16 protein-coding genes are annotated in these 16,850 nt (G+C 62.4%); 4 read left to right on the top strand and 12 right to left on the bottom strand.

The window, feature by feature from the left end:
• Positions 1-40 precede the first annotated feature (40 nt).
• Both PCS43_RS05410 and PCS43_RS05405 read right to left on the bottom strand, forming a co-directional pair.
• Complete coding sequence (locus tag PCS43_RS05410; protein ID WP_007734103.1) at positions 41-865, bottom strand: Abi-alpha family protein; 825 nt, start codon at positions 863-865, stop codon at positions 41-43.
• 2 nt (positions 866-867) lie between these two features.
• A complete protein-coding gene (locus PCS43_RS05405; protein ID WP_007734105.1) occupies positions 868-2,142 on the bottom strand; it encodes a DUF445 domain-containing protein in 1,275 nt (424 codons plus the stop codon).
• A 330-nt stretch (positions 2,143-2,472) separates the two neighbouring features.
• Between PCS43_RS05405 and thrS the strand changes: the two genes are divergently transcribed.
• Positions 2,473-3,693, top strand: coding sequence for a threonine--tRNA ligase (gene thrS / locus PCS43_RS05400; protein WP_064112426.1), 1,221 nt, complete (start codon positions 2,473-2,475; stop codon positions 3,691-3,693).
• Here thrS and PCS43_RS05395 read toward each other — a convergent pair.
• Positions 3,690-4,136, bottom strand: coding sequence for a MarR family winged helix-turn-helix transcriptional regulator (locus tag PCS43_RS05395; protein ID WP_003945852.1), 447 nt, complete (start codon positions 4,134-4,136; stop codon positions 3,690-3,692). The two genes, thrS and PCS43_RS05395, sit on opposite strands and share 4 nt — an antisense overlap.
• A gap of 143 nt (positions 4,137-4,279) precedes the next feature.
• Between PCS43_RS05395 and PCS43_RS05390 the strand changes: the two genes are divergently transcribed.
• Positions 4,280-5,476, top strand: a complete 1,197-nt coding sequence (locus PCS43_RS05390) for an MFS transporter (RefSeq protein WP_020906161.1) — start codon at positions 4,280-4,282, stop codon at positions 5,474-5,476.
• Positions 5,477-5,557: 81 nt separating this feature from the next.
• Here the strand turns inward: PCS43_RS05390 and PCS43_RS05385 are convergent, their stop codons facing one another.
• From PCS43_RS05385 to PCS43_RS05375, 3 genes are all read right to left on the bottom strand, one after another.
• Positions 5,558-7,615: a neutral/alkaline ceramidase gene (locus tag PCS43_RS05385; protein WP_209911345.1), complete on the bottom strand. Its 2,058-nt coding sequence runs from the start codon at positions 7,613-7,615 to the stop codon at positions 5,558-5,560.
• 95 nt (positions 7,616-7,710) lie between these two features.
• Positions 7,711-8,439: an acetoacetate decarboxylase family protein gene (locus PCS43_RS05380; RefSeq protein ID WP_042920495.1), complete on the bottom strand. Its 729-nt coding sequence runs from the start codon at positions 8,437-8,439 to the stop codon at positions 7,711-7,713.
• Complete coding sequence (locus PCS43_RS05375) at positions 8,436-9,296, bottom strand: SDR family oxidoreductase (RefSeq protein WP_064075148.1); 861 nt, start codon at positions 9,294-9,296, stop codon at positions 8,436-8,438. Before PCS43_RS05375 ends, PCS43_RS05380 begins: the two co-directional genes overlap by 4 nt.
• 139 nt (positions 9,297-9,435) lie before the next feature.
• On the opposite strand from PCS43_RS05375, the gene PCS43_RS05370 reads away from it, so the two are divergent.
• The gene (locus PCS43_RS05370; RefSeq protein ID WP_007734124.1) at positions 9,436-10,641 is read left to right on the top strand and encodes a cytochrome P450; all 1,206 of its coding nucleotides are present in this window, start codon (positions 9,436-9,438) and stop codon (positions 10,639-10,641) included.
• Here PCS43_RS05370 and PCS43_RS05365 read toward each other — a convergent pair.
• Together PCS43_RS05365 and PCS43_RS05360 are read right to left on the bottom strand one after the other, a co-directional pair.
• Positions 10,630-11,064, bottom strand: a complete 435-nt coding sequence (locus tag PCS43_RS05365; protein ID WP_003945598.1) for a cupin — start codon at positions 11,062-11,064, stop codon at positions 10,630-10,632. The genes PCS43_RS05370 and PCS43_RS05365 overlap by 12 nt on opposite strands.
• A gap of 399 nt (positions 11,065-11,463) precedes the next feature.
• Complete coding sequence (locus PCS43_RS05360) at positions 11,464-12,408, bottom strand: alpha/beta hydrolase family protein (RefSeq protein WP_042920492.1); 945 nt, start codon at positions 12,406-12,408, stop codon at positions 11,464-11,466.
• A gap of 118 nt (positions 12,409-12,526) precedes the next feature.
• On the opposite strand from PCS43_RS05360, the gene PCS43_RS05355 reads away from it, so the two are divergent.
• Positions 12,527-13,126: a TetR/AcrR family transcriptional regulator gene (locus PCS43_RS05355; protein ID WP_031332839.1), complete on the top strand. Its 600-nt coding sequence runs from the start codon at positions 12,527-12,529 to the stop codon at positions 13,124-13,126.
• Between the two features lie 12 nt (positions 13,127-13,138).
• Here the strand turns inward: PCS43_RS05355 and PCS43_RS05350 are convergent, their stop codons facing one another.
• The 4 genes from PCS43_RS05350 to PCS43_RS05335 form a co-directional block, all read right to left on the bottom strand.
• A complete protein-coding gene (locus PCS43_RS05350; protein ID WP_058039310.1) occupies positions 13,139-14,221 on the bottom strand; it encodes an ABC transporter substrate-binding protein in 1,083 nt (360 codons plus the stop codon).
• Between the two features lie 78 nt (positions 14,222-14,299).
• On the bottom strand, positions 14,300-15,097 hold the full coding sequence (locus tag PCS43_RS05345) for an ABC transporter permease (protein ID WP_003945590.1): 798 nt from the start codon (positions 15,095-15,097) through the stop codon (positions 14,300-14,302).
• On the bottom strand, positions 15,094-15,924 hold the full coding sequence (locus tag PCS43_RS05340; protein WP_003945560.1) for an ABC transporter permease: 831 nt from the start codon (positions 15,922-15,924) through the stop codon (positions 15,094-15,096). The genes PCS43_RS05345 and PCS43_RS05340 overlap by 4 nt, the downstream gene beginning before the upstream one ends.
• A complete protein-coding gene (locus tag PCS43_RS05335) occupies positions 15,921-16,754 on the bottom strand; it encodes an ABC transporter ATP-binding protein (protein WP_209911348.1) in 834 nt (277 codons plus the stop codon). Before PCS43_RS05335 ends, PCS43_RS05340 begins: the two co-directional genes overlap by 4 nt.
• Positions 16,755-16,850: the final 96 nt, after the last annotated feature.

The raw sequence follows: 16,850 nt of genomic DNA, 5'->3' as shown, positions 1-16,850 counted from the left end.
GTAGTGGTAACTACCAAAAAGGCGCACAGGGCCGGAGGCCCTACAGAGAAAAACAGGTATGACAGAAGTCGTCACCGAACGGCGTCAACAGGATGCTACGACGCACTATCTTGTTCGATCGGCCGGCGCGCTTGACCGCCTCGATCACCGATGGCTGCACCTCGACCACCTGGTACCGGTCGGCCTCGACGGGCTCGCGTGAGAACGCCACCAAACCGAGCCGATGCAGGTTGTTCAGGTACGCGCTGATGCGGTCCAGATGTCGACAGCCCGCCAGTTCTCCGATCATCGACAGACCCTCGTCGATCATCTCCGAGCCGACACCGAACGGCCGCGCCGTGCGTACGTCCACGCTCGGTTGCGCACCGGAGGTGGCCAACAACCGAAGAATTCGAGCTTCGTCGGGTGCGATCTCGTCGAGGATCCGGTCGTAGGCCGGGTGCAGATCGTCACGATCGGTCACGTCCGCGGAACGGTCCAGCAACCTGTCGCCACGTGCGCGCAGCGCCGCGAGAGTGGCCTCCACGCTCTGCTTGCGATTGGTACGAGTTGCCATTGCTGCCCGCAGGTTCTCCGTCCGCGAGCCGTCTCCGTTGGTGTTCTCGGCCCGACGTTCGGATTGCACGTTGGCGGATTCTGCAGCCTCTGCCGCGGCTTCGGCGGCGGCCTGAACGATCTGCCGCGTCGCCTCCTTCGCCGTTCCGAAAGCCCAACCCGTCAGCTTGATCGACGTGAGCGTCGTCGTGGCGGTAAGCCCGACAAGGCTACGGATCAGACGCTTTTCGACGGATTCGACCGGCGCGATGTCCGCAGCCCAGTCGTACGATTCCGCTTCGACGATCATGCGATGGTCGTGCTCACTCATGCTCATACTCCGAATATTGCGAGGTGTAGGAAACCGGCAAACGAGCCCAGCACGGCCCCGTGTACGAACAACAGCCACTCGTCCTGCTTGACGGCTGAGCGTAGTAGTTCGCTGAAATCTTCCGGTGAAAGGATGCTCATGCGTTCGGTGACGAAGACACGAATCTTCTCCGACTGGTTCTCGGCGAACTCCGCATCCTCGAAGACCCGGGGGTACAGGTCGAGCACTTCGGTGGTGGCCAGTCCAGGCAGACGCTTGTAGCTCTGCGAACCGACGGTCATCTTGACCACCGACTTTGCCCAGCCGGCTGCGTCGTCGACGGATTCGCGCAGTACCTGATCGAGCATCCGCCGCGTTCGGTCCGAGCGGGGACCTTCGAGGAGTTCGGTGCCGATGTTCTCGAGCGTCACGACGTGATCGGCGAGGGTTTTTGCGTACCCGGCGATGATCTCGGTGCGGCGTTTCAGGAACAGTCCCTGCCGCCACGGCACCCAACGGCTGGGGGTGATCGGTTCGAAGATCATCGTGATTCCGAGGTAGTTCACGATGTACCCGATGATCACGCCACCGATGGGAAGCACCCACCACTGCGGAACCAGATGGAGGATTCCGACGAGCACGAAGCCCATCGGGAACCCGAAGTAGAAGCCGAAGTTCTGCATGAACCTGAGCTCTTTGTTGCCCATCGTGCGGAAGATGTCGTTGAGCAGTTTGGGGTGCGAGGAGAGGTAGCGGATCACCATCAGCTTCGCGTCGATGAACTCGTCGATGTCCTCTTCGATGCGGTCGGTGATCATGCGCACGCTGGCCGGCAGATCGTCCTCCACCTTGCGGAAGACGGCTTCCTTCACCGACGTCGGAAGGTTGTGCCAGAGCTGAGGATTCTCGGCCGTCATGATTCTGGTGACCACGCCGCGCACTTCACTGCGAGAAATGTTCACCAAGTGCTCGGCGATGCTGTCCGGGTCCAGGACGCGATAGAAATCGGCGATGCTGCCGACTTTCGCGAGGGATTTGTCGACGGCGATCGACGCCATCTTCTCCGCCCGCGAGGGGACGATGCCTTGCCAACCGAATCTGCCGTCGCTGGTGATCGCGGGGATCACCTGAACGCGCCGGGGGAGGAACGGGAAGAGCAGTTTGAGGCCGGGCACTTTGATCCCGTGGAAGTTGATCGGCGCAAAAAGCATCAGGACGCCCGACCAATTGGTGATGTACCCGATGATTCCCGTGAACAAAGGAATGGTGATCAACTGTTCGAGCAAGTGGTCCGGCACCGTCGCACATCCTCCTCATATCCGAGAACCTCACGTTCGGACATGATTGCCGAAACTTCGCTCTTCGTGGGTGTTTCGTTGGCTACTGCTGCGCCTTCCCAGTTGCGTCAGCATAGAGGCCCGACAATTCGGGCTGTAGGTGGGTCGGAAGTTGATGTAACCTCACGTACATGGTCAGTATTGCGCACAACACGACGACGCCGGTTCTCTTCCGGCGCATCGTTTAGCAACTGCTGACCGAACCCTTTCAGCCCCGGGAGTTATCGCCCCGGGGCTTTCCTGTTTCGTCGCTCCGTGTGCGTCTCCCCTTGAACGATTTGGAGAGCTCTCATGAGCGTTGACCACCGCGAACTCGGGCGCGACCTGGAGTTTTTCGCCACCACCCCCACCGTCGGGGCCGGCCTCCCACTCTGGTTACCGGACGGCGCGATCATCAGGAACGAACTCGAAAAGCTCGCCGCCGAACAAGCAGCGCGATCCGGATGCCGGGGTGTCTATACCCCCGTTATGGCGAAGAAAGAGTTGTACGAGAGATCTGGGCATTGGTCCAAGTTCTCGGACGACATGTTTCCCGAAATGAAGATAGGCGGAGAGTCATTTCTCCTTCGTCCGGCTAACTGTCCTCATCACGCTCAGGTATTCGCCGCTCGCGGTCGTAGTTATCGCGAGCTACCTTTCCGCGTTCGTGAACTCGGCTCGATGTTCCGTAGCGAACTCTCCGGTGTTCTCAGCGGATTGAGTCGAGTCCGGCAGATCAATCTCGACGACGCACATGTCTTCTGTAGTCGTGAACAAGTGCAAGCGGAAGTGATCGTCGCGCTCGACGCGATCGAGCGCTGCTACTCGACTCTCGGGATTGCCGAACGGAAGTACCGCCTCTCGATCAGAGGGGGAGAGGGGCAGTACCTCGGCACCGACGAGCAGTGGGCGGACGCCGAGGATCACCTTCGCGGGGCGCTGAATGCACGCTCGATCGAGTACGTGGAAGCGAAGGGGGAGGCAGCGTTCTACGGTCCCAAGATCGACGTCCAGGTGCGAGACGCGCACGGCCGCGAGGAAACACTCTCGACCGTGCAACTCGACTTCAATCAACCGGAGCGGTTCGACCTCGAGTACACCGCTGAGGACGGATCCAAGGTTCGCCCCGTCATGATCCATCGGGGCTTGCTCGGGTCGATGGAACGCATGACTGCGCTTTTGATCGAAAGGTTCGAAGGGCGGATGCCGCCGTGGCTGGCACCCAACCAAGTCTCGATTCTGCCCGTCGGCGACCGGCACCAGGTTGAGGCCGAGCGTTTGCGGGCCGATCTCGAGGCTCGCGATGTTCGAGTGGCGATCGCGCCTGACGGATCGTTGGGACGTCGCATCCGCGAGGCACGCACTCACCGTGACCCGTACATCGCGGTGATCGGGGACAACGAGGTGCACGGCGGCACCGTCGACGTTCTGGTCCCCGCGCGTGGTGGGCGCGTGGTCGTCGATGCGAGTGTGTTTGTCGCTCAGGTGGTCTCGGGCATCAAAGAGCGTGCCCTGCTTCCGGCAGACTTCTAGCCGACGGGGAGCTCGTGGAGGGCGCGCACCAGTGGCGCGAGTTCGGGTGTCTTGCATGCCTCGTCGAGTGCGGCTTCGAGGGTGGCGTCGTGCGTCGGCCGTGCGCTTTCGAGAAGCTCGCGGCCGGCCGGCGTCAGCTCGGTGTAGATGCCTCGACGGTCGTCGGCGCACAGGATGCGCGTCAATAGTCCTCGATCTTCGAGTCGATTGACCAAGCGCGTCGTGGCGCTGCTGCTCAGTGCGGCAGCGCGAGCCAACTGAGCCATCCGCATGTGCCAGCCATCCTGGCGGCTCAGTGCGTCGAGCACGGTGTATTCGACGACGGACAGTTTGTGCTCACGCTGGAGCGCGCGTTCCAGTTCGGTGTCGAGGGCGCCGTGCAGTGCTGCGAGCGTGCGCCACCCTTGCGAACGGATTTCGACGGCGTCGTCGGCGATCCCCATGTGATTCTCCTTGTCCGTTTCCTGCGCCTCCAGGTTACCAGCTTGCGCATGTAGCGCGCGCGTGCAACTATTTATAGCGCGCCTGCAACTAATGCACACGCCCGCTAACGGCTTACGCGTAAATCTGTGAAAGGAACATCGAGATGCCATTGGGTCTCATTGCCCTCGCTATGGGCGGGTTCGGGATCGGCCTCACCGAATTTGTCATCATGGGCCTCCTGCCCGAGGTCTCGGCTGATTTCGAGGTCACCGAGTCCGTCGCGGGCTACCTGATCTCGGGCTACGCACTGTCGGTGGCGATCGGCGCGATCCTCCTGACCGCTGCCGTCACCCGCTTCGAGCGCAAGAAGGTCCTTCTCTCGCTCATGGTGCTGTTCATCATCGGCAACCTGATGTCCGCGCTCGCTCCCTCCTACGAGGTCATGATGGGCGGACGCATCGTCGCGGCGCTGTGCCACGGTGCGTTCTTCGGAATCGGCTCGGTGGTTGCCGCCGACATGGTCGCGCCCAACAAGCGCGCCGGCGCCATCGCGATGATGTTCGCGGGCCTGACCATCGCCAACGTTCTCGGCGTTCCGTTCGGCACGCTGCTGGGCCAGCAACTCGGATGGCGCTCGACGTTCTGGGCCATCACCGTTATCGGCGTCATCGCCCTGATCGGAATTGCAGCACTCGTCCCGACGACACCCGCCAGCACGACCGGCGGCGGATTGCGCGGAGAGTTGGGGGCGTTCCGCAACAAGCAGGTATGGCTCTCGATCATCATCACCATCCTCGGCTACGGCGGAATGTTCGGAGCGTTCACCTACATCGCCTTCACCCTCACCGAGGTGACCGGCTTCGCGACGTCCAGCGTTCCGTGGCTGCTCATCCTCTTCGGCTCGGGCCTGTTCGTCGGCAACTTCCTCGGCGCCAAGGCGGCCGACCGTTCGCTCACGAAGGCGCTGGTCTGGATTCTCGCGATCCTGACCGTCGTTCTGATCGTGTTCGCCGCCACCGCGGAGAGCAAGGTCATGACTGTGATCTCGCTGTTCTTCATGGGCGCCTTCGGTTTTGCGACGGTACCCGGGTTGCAGATGCGGATCATGAACTACGCGTCGGCCGCACCGACCATGGCATCGGGTGCCAACATCGCCGCCTTCAACGTCGGCAATGCGCTCGGGGCGTGGCTGGGCGGAATCACCATCGCCGCGGGACTCGGCTTCACCTCCCCGATCTGGATGGGGGCGGCGGTCACCGTCGCCGGTCTGCTGGTCCTGATCGTCGCGGCGAAGATCGACCGCCCGGCAGCGTCAGAGCAGTCGACGATGAGCACCTCGCTGTACCCGACCGCCGCCTGAACCTGGCCATTGCGCTCTGACCCCATCGCGTGAACGTATCGCTCCCCTTGTCCAACAAGGGGAGCGATACGTTCACGCGGGTCAGGTGAGACGGAATTCGGCGGTCACCCCGGAGAAAGGCGTGATCGCGCCGCTACCCCGAGCCTTCGACGCACCGAAGTGTTGGACTCGATACGTACCCGCCGGAGTATCGGCCGGAACATCCCACGTGATGCGCACGACGGAACCGTTGCTCCCGACCCGGCGCCAGTGCAGTTTGGTGGACCAGTCGTTGTCGTCGGCGACCCGTGTCCAGGATCCGCCGGTATTGCGCTGGATCTCGTAGAAGGTCCCGTTTCGGTGAGTGTCGTTCTTGGGGTGGCCGGTGACGAACTCGACGGCAACCTGCCCACCCGGTGAGGTGTCGCCGGGTTGGACGGTTGCGTCGCCGAATTGTGTTCCCGGCAAGGGCTCGTCGAAGTCGACGCCAGGTCCGAAGCTGGGTTGGAACCCGGACAGGTCGGCCGGAGCGGGGCCGCGAGGAGGTTCGGTGCCGTCGCGCATCGCGGCTGCAAGGGCGGCATACCCCTGCTGATAGGCCGGCAGTGTGTAACGACCGAACATCGTCGAACCGCCCTCGTACTGCTGCGAATCGTATTCCTGTGGTGTGGTGCAGTAGCTCGAGTACGAGTTCGCGTATCCCTGGAAGATGACGTTCTCGAGGGGAACCCCAAGCTCCTCGGCGACGGTTCGACGCACTCGTAATCCGGAGACGATGGTGAATTCCGCAGGGCCACCGACGATGTAGAACTGACCGATCCGCAGGATCTGGATCTTGAGTACGTTCGGCACCCATCCTCCCGGTGGCAGCAGGCCGACCGGAACGACTACGAGTTTGGGCGCCTGTGCATCCTGAAGCGATTGAGGCACAGGAGCATCCATACCGCCCAGGGCGTCGATCATGGGGTTTCGGGTGCCCTCGGGGAAGATCGGGATTGCCGGTCCGTCCTCGACGCTTCCGGCGCTCATTGCCGCGCCGATCGCGGCCGGAGCGGTGCGGTGCTCGCGTCCGTCGGGGGTGAATCTTCCGCTCACCACCTGATTTGCCATGTCCAGGTACATGATCCGACTGTCGACGCCACCGGTGACGGTGTCGGACGCCGCGTCGAAGGCAGTTCGAGCTGCCGCTACCTGGCGCAGCCCGATGATGCGTGCGTTCTCGAATTCGTCTTCGGTCGGTCCGCGTCCGGGCTCGAGGAAGAGGTTGGGTGACATGTCGCCGCTGTTGGTCTGCGGAAACGCAGCAATGAAGCTGGTGTCGCCGTCGAGGTAGCGCACGCCCTGGTCGTCGTGCTCCCAGAAGTACGCCGCGGCGCCCTTGTTGTCCCCGGAGATGAGATGGTTCTCGTTCGTGAGCGAGGCGCAGTGGGTGGCGAACCAGTTGATCGCCCCGATGTCCTTGCTGCCCCGACTGATCCGCATGACACGCATGTGGTGGTCGTTGCCACCGGGGTAGTAGGCCTTGTCCTCTTCGGGATTGAGATCGAACGCCACTCGCGATCGGTTGACGCTGGCATCGGTGAGATCGGACCGCCCGAAACGGACCGTGCCTGGCGCCAGGTTCTCGTGCGCAGCGCTGATCGCCTCGACCATGCCGTTGACCTCGGCTTCGAACACCTGCAGTTCGAAGCCGAGAACTGCGAGGTTGTACGCGTAGTTGTGCGAGGCCCCACCACATGCCGCGTGTGAATGGATGGCCGTCAACATGACGTTGCGTTCGGTGTAGATGTCACCGAACCTCCCGGCCAGTCGGCGCAGGACCTCGTCGTGAACGGACTGGAAGATCATGCAGTTGTCGACGCACACGTAGGCGACCCGCGACCCGCCGGACTCGAAGATGAAGGCGCGTGCGCGCATTCGCTGGTGCAGGCCTTCGGCGCGTTGATCGAAGCTCGAGTAGCCCATCATGCCGACTTCGGCGACCGGTCCGGTCACGTCGGAAATTCCGACGCCCACCTGCAGTGACGCCGACGACTTGTCGGTGCGTGCGGGTGAAACGGTGCGTGCCGGCGAAGCTGCGACGGCCTGGTTCGTCGACAGAGCGGCGAGCGCAGGTGCGGCGGCAGCGCCTGCCAGTACGGTGCGTCGGGTGATCTGCACGAGTGTCCTTTCGGGCGGCCTGACGCGAGTTGGTCAACCGTCCAGGAGTGTAGCCCGAGTCACACGTGACCGAAAGGGGTGCCGTCGGCCGACACTCAGATTGTTGTGGCCTCCCCGAACGTCATCGCCAGGTTCTTGATGGTCGTGGTCATCAGGGCCCGGCGGGGGAGTCCCAGTTTCCGAAGCTCCGCCGCCATCGGGTGACTGCCCAGTTGAACCTCGGCTCCACCAGGGCGCGATTTGACGCCGGTCGGTGCCATGTCCCACGACGTGCACCTGGTGGCGCCGTCGAGATGTGAGTACGCGGCCAACGACATGTTGGCTCCGCCGCCCGGCACGCTGACGCCGGATTTCACACTCAACTGTGTGATGAGTTTGCCGTCGCGAGAGACCGATCCGCGCTTGACCGAGCCGACGTGCTCGGTGTCGAACTCGGCGAGCACCTTCGGGAATCCCCAGATTTCCCGGCCGGCGGCCTTGGTGAACTCGCCGTCCACCGGCAACTCGTGAATGAGTGCCCCTGCAGTTCCGGCAGCGAGCGAACGTAGATCTCCCAGCACCGAGGTTTCGGGAGGCGCAGTGTGGCTGCGCACCATGTACGTCACTCCGAATTCGTTGTACGGCCCCAGATCCCCGTCGATGTAGTCGACAAAAACCAGGCCGCACAGCGCCCGGCCAGGACGGTACTGGAGCACGGTCAAGCCGGTGTAATCGATGATCGACTGCGCGGTTGTGCTCGGTACCGAGTACAACGCCATGAAGGCAGACGCGGTGCGAACTTCGACGGGCATCTCGACCCTCTTGCCCAGAATCGTGTAGCTCATGGCGCTACCACCCCACGGAGTCCGTCGGAGCCGTAGACGGGTTCGAGCATCGAGCGGAAATCCGGTCCGCGGCGCAGCATTTGGCCTCCGTCGACGTTGATGATCTGCCCGGTGATCCAGGTGGATTGCGGTCCGAGTAGGAAAGAAGCGAGTCCGGCGACGTCCTCGACCTCGCCGACGCGTTCGAGCGGCGTGTTGGCCAGGTAGTCGTCCAGGATGGGGCCACCGTCGGTGATGAGCGCGACCAGATCCGTTCGGGTCAGACCCGGCCGGATCGCATTGACACGAATGTTGCTGGCGCCCAGTTCGTCTGCCGCCAATTGCACCAGGTGGTCGACGCCGGACTTCGAGACGCCGTACGCGCCGAACCAGCGATGTGTGTTGCTGCTGGCGATCGACGAGATCGCGACGATGGATCCACCGCCTCCTGCCACCAGTGCCCGCGCGCCGTGCTTGATCGTCAGCATGGTCCCCGTGACGTTGAGGTCGACGGTGCGGCGCCAGGCGTCGACGTCGAGTTGCGTGACCGGTGCGATGGTTTCGTTCCCGCCGGCGCAGGCCACCACTCCGTCGAGCTTTCCGGTGACGGACACCGCCGCGGCGACAGCGGCGACGACGTCTGTCTCGATCGTGACGTCGGCGGGGGAGACGCTGACCGATCCTGCGGCAGTCGCCTGCCGGATCGATTCGGCGGCAGCATCGAGTTTCTCCTTGTTGCGTCCGCAGATCGTGACGTGAGCGCCGGACGCAACGAGCGAACGAGCGATGCCCAGGCCGATGCCACTACCGCCGCCGGTCACCAGTATCGATGTGCCGGTGAAAGTGGGTATGCCCGCTGAGGCGGTGTCGTCGTCCATGCGTGTCTCCTGGTCGTTGCTCCGGCGGGCTCGCGTGCTGCTTCTGGAGGTTTTCCGGTCCGGCTTCGGTGAAAACGCCCCACGCTATATAGGAACAGGTTCTACTTATTGAGGCAAGGGTTGTGCGAGAGGTGGAGTGATGGCTACCAGACCGACCTTCGATTTGATCGACGGACGCTTCTACAGCGGAGACCTCGGGAATGTGCGCGACGCATACGCCTGGATGCGTGATCACGAGCCCGTGTACCGAGACGACGCCAACGGAATCACCGCGGCCGCGAGTTACGACGCCGTCGTCGCAGCCGAGCGGGATCCCGAACTGTTCTCCAACGCCGGTGGCATCCGCCCCGAAACCGGTCCATTGCCGCAGATGATCGACATGGACGACCCGCAGCACCTCACACGTCGACGCTTGGTCAATGCGGGTTTCACACGTAAGAAGGTCGAAGCCAAGGCCGGCCGTATCCGGGAGATCTGCGATCAACTGATCGACGCCGTCTGTGAGAAAGGAGAAGCCGACTTCGTCGCAGACCTGGCGGCACCGCTGCCGATGGCCGTCATCGGCGACATGTTGGGTGTCCGTCCGGAGGAACGCGCGTTGTTTCTGCGGTGGTCGGACGATCTGGTGAAGGCATTGGGAAGCAACGCTTCCCAGGATCAACTGCAGGCCATGATGGTTGCGTACGTCGATTTCACCGCGTACATGATGCGAACCATTGCCGAGCGGAGGAGCGACCCGGCCGACGATTTGGTGAGCACGTTGATTCACAGTGCGGTCGACGGCGAAGCCCTCTCCGATCAGGAAATCGTCAACGAATCCCTGCTGATCCTGATCGGCGGTGACGAGACCACACGGCACGTGCTCAGCGGCGGCATGGAACAGCTACTGCGCCATCCGGACCAGCGCCGGGAGCTAGTCGACGATCCCGATGCCATTCCCTTGGCAATGGAGGAGATGCTGCGGTGGTCGTCGCCGATCAAGAACATGGCTCGAACTCTGACCCGTGACACCGATTTCTTCGGTGCGCAACTGAAGGCGGGTGAGAAGATGCTGCTGCTCTTCGAATCGGCAAATTTCGACGAGTCCGTGTTCCTGAACGCCGAACGGTTCGATGTCGGCCGCACACCGAATCCGCACGTGGCCTTCGGCTTCGGAACTCATTTCTGTCTGGGCAATCAGCTGGCCAGGTTGGAGGGACGGATCATGTTCGAGCAACTCTTCGCCAGGCTGCCGGACATGGAACTTGCCACCGACGCGCCGTTGCAGCGGCGTGCGGCCAACTTCGTGTCCGGGCTCGAATCGATGCCGGTGCGGTTTAACTCTTCTGCCCCGTCAGCCGGGTAGTTGGCAGTTAGGAGGCGCAGCATCTTCGGAGAGGGGGCTGCCCGCCGGATTGACGTAGACGACCTCGAGCACCAATGGTGTTGTCTGCGAGTTGTTTCCGATGTGCACATGATCTGAACCGCTCGGTTCGATCAAAGTATTTCCGGCGCTGTAGATCCCGTCGACGGAGCAATCGGATCGGTAGTGGCTCAACGTGCCCTGCGCGATCAGCGCGTAGAGCGTCCCGTCGTGGAAGTGCCAACCGGTGGAACCACCGGGGTCGATGGTGATCTGGCGCAGGATGTAGTCCTTGCCGTCGAAAGTCACCTGCCCGAGGATTTCACCGTGTACTCCAGTGCTCGGTGTTGCCGACGCATTGATCGGCGTCAGCGACAATCCGATCGCTGCGGACACTGCAAGCAGAACCTGATGGCGTTTACGCATGAGCGGCCCTCCCAGACGGATGTGCTCCTGAGTGTCCTCCGACAGTGTCCGATTTATCCCGGTTTTCGTGGATCTTGCAGGGTGAAGGCAGAGGTATGCCCTTGAGAGGCGGTTACGCTCGTGTCATGCAGCAAGTCGCGACGAGGCGCCGGAGCCAGCCGCCGCCTGCGCGCTTCATGTTCGAGGCATTGATCGATCCGTACCGCCAGCCCGACCCGACGCCGTCATCCGATTCGACATCGAGGCGGTCGGAAACAGCACGATGCTGCGTTGGACGCTCTTCTTGGACGATCCTATACCGCCCGAGGCAGAGGTTGTCAGCATGCGAAAGCGGCTCAACACCTTGATAAATGCGAATCTCAGGTTCAACTTCGGCCAATAAGTTGGATCACTGCCGCATTACTTGGTGTCGACTCGGCCGATCGGGTCGGCGTTGTCGCTGAATGCGGCCCGGGCCGCTGGCCAGCTGGTCTCATCGATGCGCAACGCGGTCCGAAGGTAGGCAGTACTCATCCGTTGGATGGCGGCGACCCGCTCTGGGTTCTCGTCAGTGGTCTCGGCGACTTCGTATCCGACGATTCCGCCGAGTGCGTGCTCGGCACCGTAGAAGGTCAGGAGGTCGGTGGCTCCGGGGCTGTGCGTGTAGGCGTCGGTGAACCAGTCAGGTCCGCGGCTGGACATCTTGGACTGGTCGTGGTCGCCCGCGACGACGAGTGTCGGCGTCGTCAGTTCCTGGAACGAGGGGCGCATGAACGGGAAGTTCGCCTGCGCGAACGGATGCAGGTTCTCGCCGCCGAGACCGGTTGCCGCGAAAAGGATTCCCGCGGTGACGCGACTGTCGGACATGTCCTGGCCGACCTGGCCGGCCTCGTCGAAGATCCTTGCTCCGAGGAGTGACTGAGCGGTTTGCCCGCCCCAGGAGTGACCAGTGGCGGCAACTCGACTGCGGTCGATGCGGCCGGCAAGCCCGGGCACGGCAAATTCGATGGTGTCGAGCTGATCAAGGATGCGTGTGAGATCCGCGATTCTCTCGGTCCAGATCGTCGGGAAAACCGGGTGGTCGAACCCGAAACCGTTCCGGCGCGAGTCCAGATGTGTCGGCTGGATCACCACGAATCCGTGGGATGCCCAGAATGCCGTGAGTGGCGAGTATCCATCGAGGTTCCAGCCGTTGCCGTGGGAGAACACCACAACGGGGAGGTTCGTGCCTGCTGCCGGAGCAGACACACGTACTTCCAGCGGGACAGGTCGATCGGGGGCGAACAACTCGACGGGGGCAACGGAGACGACCGGGGTGCCGGCGCCGATGATGCCGTTCAGAGTGTCGATCATTGATGAGGTCATGGCAAGTTCCTTGCTGAGGCTGCACCCTGCGATACTGTTTATCGGAGCGTCGCTCCGCAACATTACGGAGCGTTGTTCCGTAATGCAAACATATGTTGTGAGTCAGCGAGGAGTGCACATGGCTGATGCCCAGGACGAGCAGTCGCGCGTCGCGTCTCCCAAGCAAGTCGGTCGCCCACGTCGAAGCGAGCAGGCGCTGCTCGACGCGGCGGCAGCAGTGTTCGTGGAGTCCGGAGTCGACGCTCCGGTGCGGGAGATTGCGGCGAAGGCCGGCGTCGGCATGGGGACGATCTACCGCCACTTCCCGACGCGTCCCGAGTTGGTGGTCGCCGTATACCGACACCAAGTCGAGGCGTGTGCGGACGCGGGCCCACAGATGCTCGCGGAGAGTGCAACGCCCGAGGCGGCTTTGCGGGCATGGGTGGCTTTGTTCGTGGAGTTCCTGGTAACCAAGCATGGGCTCGCCGGTGCACTGCAAGGAGACAGCGCCGGGTCCGACGCTCTGCATACCTACTTCGTCGACCGCCTCGTCCCGGTATGTGACTCCCTCCTCGCGGCAGCGCTCGAGTCCGTTGGCACTGCTTCGCGGGTCGATGCGTACAACGTGCTCAAAGGCATCGGGAACCTTTGTATCGGTGCTGGGTCCGATGACCGGTACAAGGCCGAGGTCCTTGTACAGCTATTCATCTCGGGCGTACTCGCGCGGGAGGTTCGCTGACGCTCGGCTCAGTCAGATCAACTCCGGATTCTCGGCGTACACCTCCTCGAGGATCGACATGTCGAACAGTTGCTCCGCCGTAATCTCCAGCCCCGCTTTCGACAGTGCCGCGATGTTCTGTTCGATCAGTTGGGGTGTCATCGTGAACAACCCGTTGGCTTTGGTATCTGCCGACACCACCAGATCATTCTGTGCGGTGGCTTCCTTGATCTGCTCTTCGAGTTCGAGGTTCTGGTCCTTGCCGTAGACCTCGACGGCAAGCCGTGCCGACTCTGCCGGATCGGCGACCGCATCCTTCCATCCTTGGATCTCGGCCTTCAGGAATGCCTTGAGTTTGTCCCTCTCGTTGTCGATGGTGGACTGGAGAACCGTGAACGATTCGGCGACCAACGGCAGGTTGTAGTCCGCGAAGAGGAAGTGGGCGTTGGGGAAACCTTTGGCGGCCAGTGTGATCGGCTCGTTGGTCACGTAGGAGACCCAGCCGTCCACCTCGCCGTTCGCCAAGGGGCTCGGATCGAACTGCGCGGGCACGATCGTCATCTGGCTTTCGGTCAGGCCGTTTGCTGCCAGGAGAGCTCCGAAGACGAGCTGATTGGAATCCTGGACGCCGATCTTCTTGCCGATCATGTCCTGTGGTGAGTTGATCGGTGCCGCAGCGGAACTGACAATCGCAAACGGGTTCTTCTGGAATGTCGCACCGACGATCTTTGCCTCCAGTCCGTCGAGTACGGCGGGGGCTGTGAGCTGCGGTGCGGACATTCCGATCCACACCTTACCGGTGTCCAAGCCGGCTTCGACGCCGGTGCCGGCTGCGCCGCCTGCCACCAGGTCGACATTTCCGAAGCCGGCATTCTTGTAGTACCCCTTGTCGAGAGCGAAGTACTCACCGGCGAACTCGATGTTCTTGATCCAGGACAACTGCACTGCAACTGTTCCGAATTCGGAACCGTCGTCCGTGGTTCCGCCACTCGAACTGCTGGAGTCACTGCTACACGCGAGCAATGACGCACTACCGGCGACTGCGATGCCGGTCAGCGCGGAGTAGCGGAAGAAGGCCCTGCGGTCCAGCTGGCGGACGGGCTTGAATGGCGTCATGAATCGGAACACTAGGGCCAGTCGGTTTCGTTCAGTTTGCTTGGGAGAGAGAGTTTGTTGAGGTCGTGTTAACAGATGTCACGACTTGCCCGCCGAAGGACCGAAACGAGACAGAGCGATGCTTTCGAAGATCCCGACCACGGCGTAGAGGACGATCGACACCACGGTGATCACCACGATAGATGCCCACAATTCGTTGTACTGGTAGCGCGGAATGGCTTTGATCATGCTCGAACCCAAGCCTTGGCCGCTACCGAGCCATTCGCCGATCAGTGCTCCGATCAAGGCGCCGGGTACGGATACTCGTGCAGCGGCGAACACAGCCGGAAGTGCGGACGGTACGGACACCATTCGCAATGCGGTCCAACGACTCCCGCCGTACGCAGCGATGAGGTCTTGTGCCTGAGCTGGAGCGGCGCGCAGACCGACCATGATCATGACCAGGGCCGGAAAGAACACCACTATCGCAACCATGACCGTCACACCCACGATTCCGCGGCCGAATATCAGGACGATGATCGGGGTCATCGCAACGAGAGGAACAGATCGTAGAAGCATTGCAACGGGCATGAAAGTCTGTTCGACAGTGCGGGAAACGACGAAGATCGATGCCACCACGAGCGCGGCAGTCATTCCGACGGCAAAGCCGACACCGGCGTCGCGCAGAGTGATGAACAGGTTGTCGATGATGCCCGAACGAGCGTCGGCGGATTTTGGGCCGGAGAACAGGTACTCCCAGACGTCGGCCGGCGTCTTTCCCACACGCGGGCCGACCTGGGGGAAGGCGTTGAGGAAGACCACCCAGATGACAAGCAACAGCGCCGAGGCGATGGCAATCGGGGCGAGGAATCTCAATGTTCCTCGTACCGCGGTCATTTCTGTGCTCCCGGAGCGCTCGTCCACGGGGTGACGAGCCGGGCGATCGCTGCGACGACGGCGTACCCCAGACCGGCGAGCAAGGCGGCGGCGATAGCCATTCCCCACGTTCGCGGGACGTTGTACGACGTCTGAGCGGCCGTTAGTGCGACGCCGATCCCGCTGTCCACCCCGCCGAGATACTCGCCGAGAATTGCACCCAGTACGGCCGAAGGTGCAGCAATCTTGAGGGCAGCAAAGGTGCTCGGAAGTGCGCTCACAAGTTGAACTTTGGTGAACTTCTGCCAACGCCCACCGCCGTAGGCGGCGACGAGATCGAGGCTCGTCTTGTCTGCCGATCTCAGGCCTGCGAGTGTGCCGACCATCGTGGTGAAGAAGCAGTACATTGCGGCGAGAAAGATTGTGGGGGTCCGGCCGCCGAAGACGACCAGGATGATTGGGCCAAGCGCCAAAAGCGGTGTGCAGTAGCTCAGGATCGCCAGTTGTGTGGCCAATCCCTCGATGGGCGGAATGAGAACGACAAGCACGGCAAGCGTGATCGCCAGCAGGTTTCCCCAGAGAAAGCCCTGCAGCGCACCGGAAGCCGTGACGGTGAAATTGGGTCCGTACAGCGACCAACCGTCGTCGAACATCGTCGAGACAACCACCCACGGCGTCGGAATCGTGCCTCCCGCAACACCGGCCGCCGCCAGAATCCACCAGAGAGCGATCAGTCCGCAGATGCCGACTGCACCACCGAACCACGTCGGACGCTTCAATCGGATCCGGCGCGGCACAGATGGCTGCGCCGCCGCGGTCGCGACGTTCTCGATATCGGTAATTGTCATGCGACGCCTGCTTTTCCGAAGAGCAGTCCGGAGAGGTAGTCGTGGATCTCGTGGAACTCGGGTGTACGCATCATCTCGGGTGTACGCGGGCGCGGCAGGTCGATCGGCACGACTTCGAGGACGCGTCCGGGCCGCGGCGTCATGACGGCAACGACGTCGGAGAGGAACACGGCTTCGGCGATTCCGTGAGTCACCATCAACGTGGTCGCCGGTTTCTCGGTCCAGATCCTGAGCAATTCGATGTTGAGCCGTTGACGGGTCATGTCGTCCAGCGCGCCGAAGGGTTCGTCGAGTAGCAGGACACTCGGCTTGACCACGAGCGATCGCGCGATTGACACACGCTGACGCATACCGCCGGATAATTGAGCGGGCTTGGCCTTCTCGAATCCTTCGAGGCCGACGAGCGCGATCAGGTCGGCGATCAGGTCGGGGTCAGGATCGATGCCGGCAACCTGAAGGGGCAGTTTGATGTTGGAGGCCACTGTTCGCCACGGCAGCAAAGCCGAATCCTGGAAGGCGATTCCGAGTTCGCGGCGCTTGCGTAACTCGGCGGGCGACTGCCCGTTGACAAGGGCCGTTCCCGACGTCGGACTATCGAGGCCCGCAAGGATGCGGAGAACGGTGGACTTCCCGCATCCGGACGGCCCGAGCAGAGACAGGAAAGAGCCTTCGCTGGTTTGAAGGGACACGTCGGTCAGCGCGGTCACCGACCGACGACCCATCTCGAAGGTCTTGCCGAGGCCGGAGATGTCGAGACCGGTTCCAGCGGGGCGAGGTGTGGTGACGGGACTGGTCATTCCCGCACAGTACGAACTTCCGGTTGCGGTCATGTTGCCTGCGCGTCACCGCTGCGTGAGGCTGGTTCGGCGTCTCCTGTCACAGCGCCGTGGTGAGATGGACGTCTGGACGGAGTGAGGGGAGCGAAG

This window comes from Rhodococcus sp. C-2, from assembly GCF_027854095.1.
Classification (GTDB): Bacteria; Actinomycetota; Actinomycetes; order Mycobacteriales; family Mycobacteriaceae; genus Rhodococcus_F; species Rhodococcus_F qingshengii.
This window is presented reverse-complemented; position numbering and strand designations above follow the sequence as displayed.

Excerpts from the sequence above, each read along its gene's own strand:
- PCS43_RS05410 (WP_007734103.1), bottom strand. The coding sequence starts at position 865 with ATGAGTGAGCACGACCATCGCATGATCGTCGAAGCGGAATCGTACGAC.
- thrS (WP_064112426.1), top strand. The coding sequence starts at position 2,473 with ATGAGCGTTGACCACCGCGAACTCGGGCGCGACCTGGAGTTTTTCGCC.
- PCS43_RS05395 (WP_003945852.1), bottom strand. The coding sequence starts at position 4,136 with ATGGGGATCGCCGACGACGCCGTCGAAATCCGTTCGCAAGGGTGGCGC.
- PCS43_RS05390 (WP_020906161.1), top strand. The coding sequence starts at position 4,280 with ATGCCATTGGGTCTCATTGCCCTCGCTATGGGCGGGTTCGGGATCGGC.
- PCS43_RS05380 (WP_042920495.1), bottom strand. The coding sequence starts at position 8,439 with ATGAGCTACACGATTCTGGGCAAGAGGGTCGAGATGCCCGTCGAAGTT.
- PCS43_RS05375 (WP_064075148.1), bottom strand. The coding sequence starts at position 9,296 with ATGGACGACGACACCGCCTCAGCGGGCATACCCACTTTCACCGGCACA.
- PCS43_RS05370 (WP_007734124.1), top strand. The coding sequence starts at position 9,436 with ATGGCTACCAGACCGACCTTCGATTTGATCGACGGACGCTTCTACAGC.
- PCS43_RS05365 (WP_003945598.1), bottom strand. The coding sequence starts at position 11,064 with ATGCGTAAACGCCATCAGGTTCTGCTTGCAGTGTCCGCAGCGATCGGA.
- PCS43_RS05360 (WP_042920492.1), bottom strand. The coding sequence starts at position 12,408 with ATGACCTCATCAATGATCGACACTCTGAACGGCATCATCGGCGCCGGC.
- PCS43_RS05355 (WP_031332839.1), top strand. The coding sequence starts at position 12,527 with ATGGCTGATGCCCAGGACGAGCAGTCGCGCGTCGCGTCTCCCAAGCAA.
- PCS43_RS05350 (WP_058039310.1), bottom strand. The coding sequence starts at position 14,221 with ATGACGCCATTCAAGCCCGTCCGCCAGCTGGACCGCAGGGCCTTCTTC.
- PCS43_RS05345 (WP_003945590.1), bottom strand. The coding sequence starts at position 15,097 with ATGACCGCGGTACGAGGAACATTGAGATTCCTCGCCCCGATTGCCATC.
- PCS43_RS05340 (WP_003945560.1), bottom strand. The coding sequence starts at position 15,924 with ATGACAATTACCGATATCGAGAACGTCGCGACCGCGGCGGCGCAGCCA.
- PCS43_RS05335 (WP_209911348.1), bottom strand. The coding sequence starts at position 16,754 with ATGACCGCAACCGGAAGTTCGTACTGTGCGGGAATGACCAGTCCCGTC.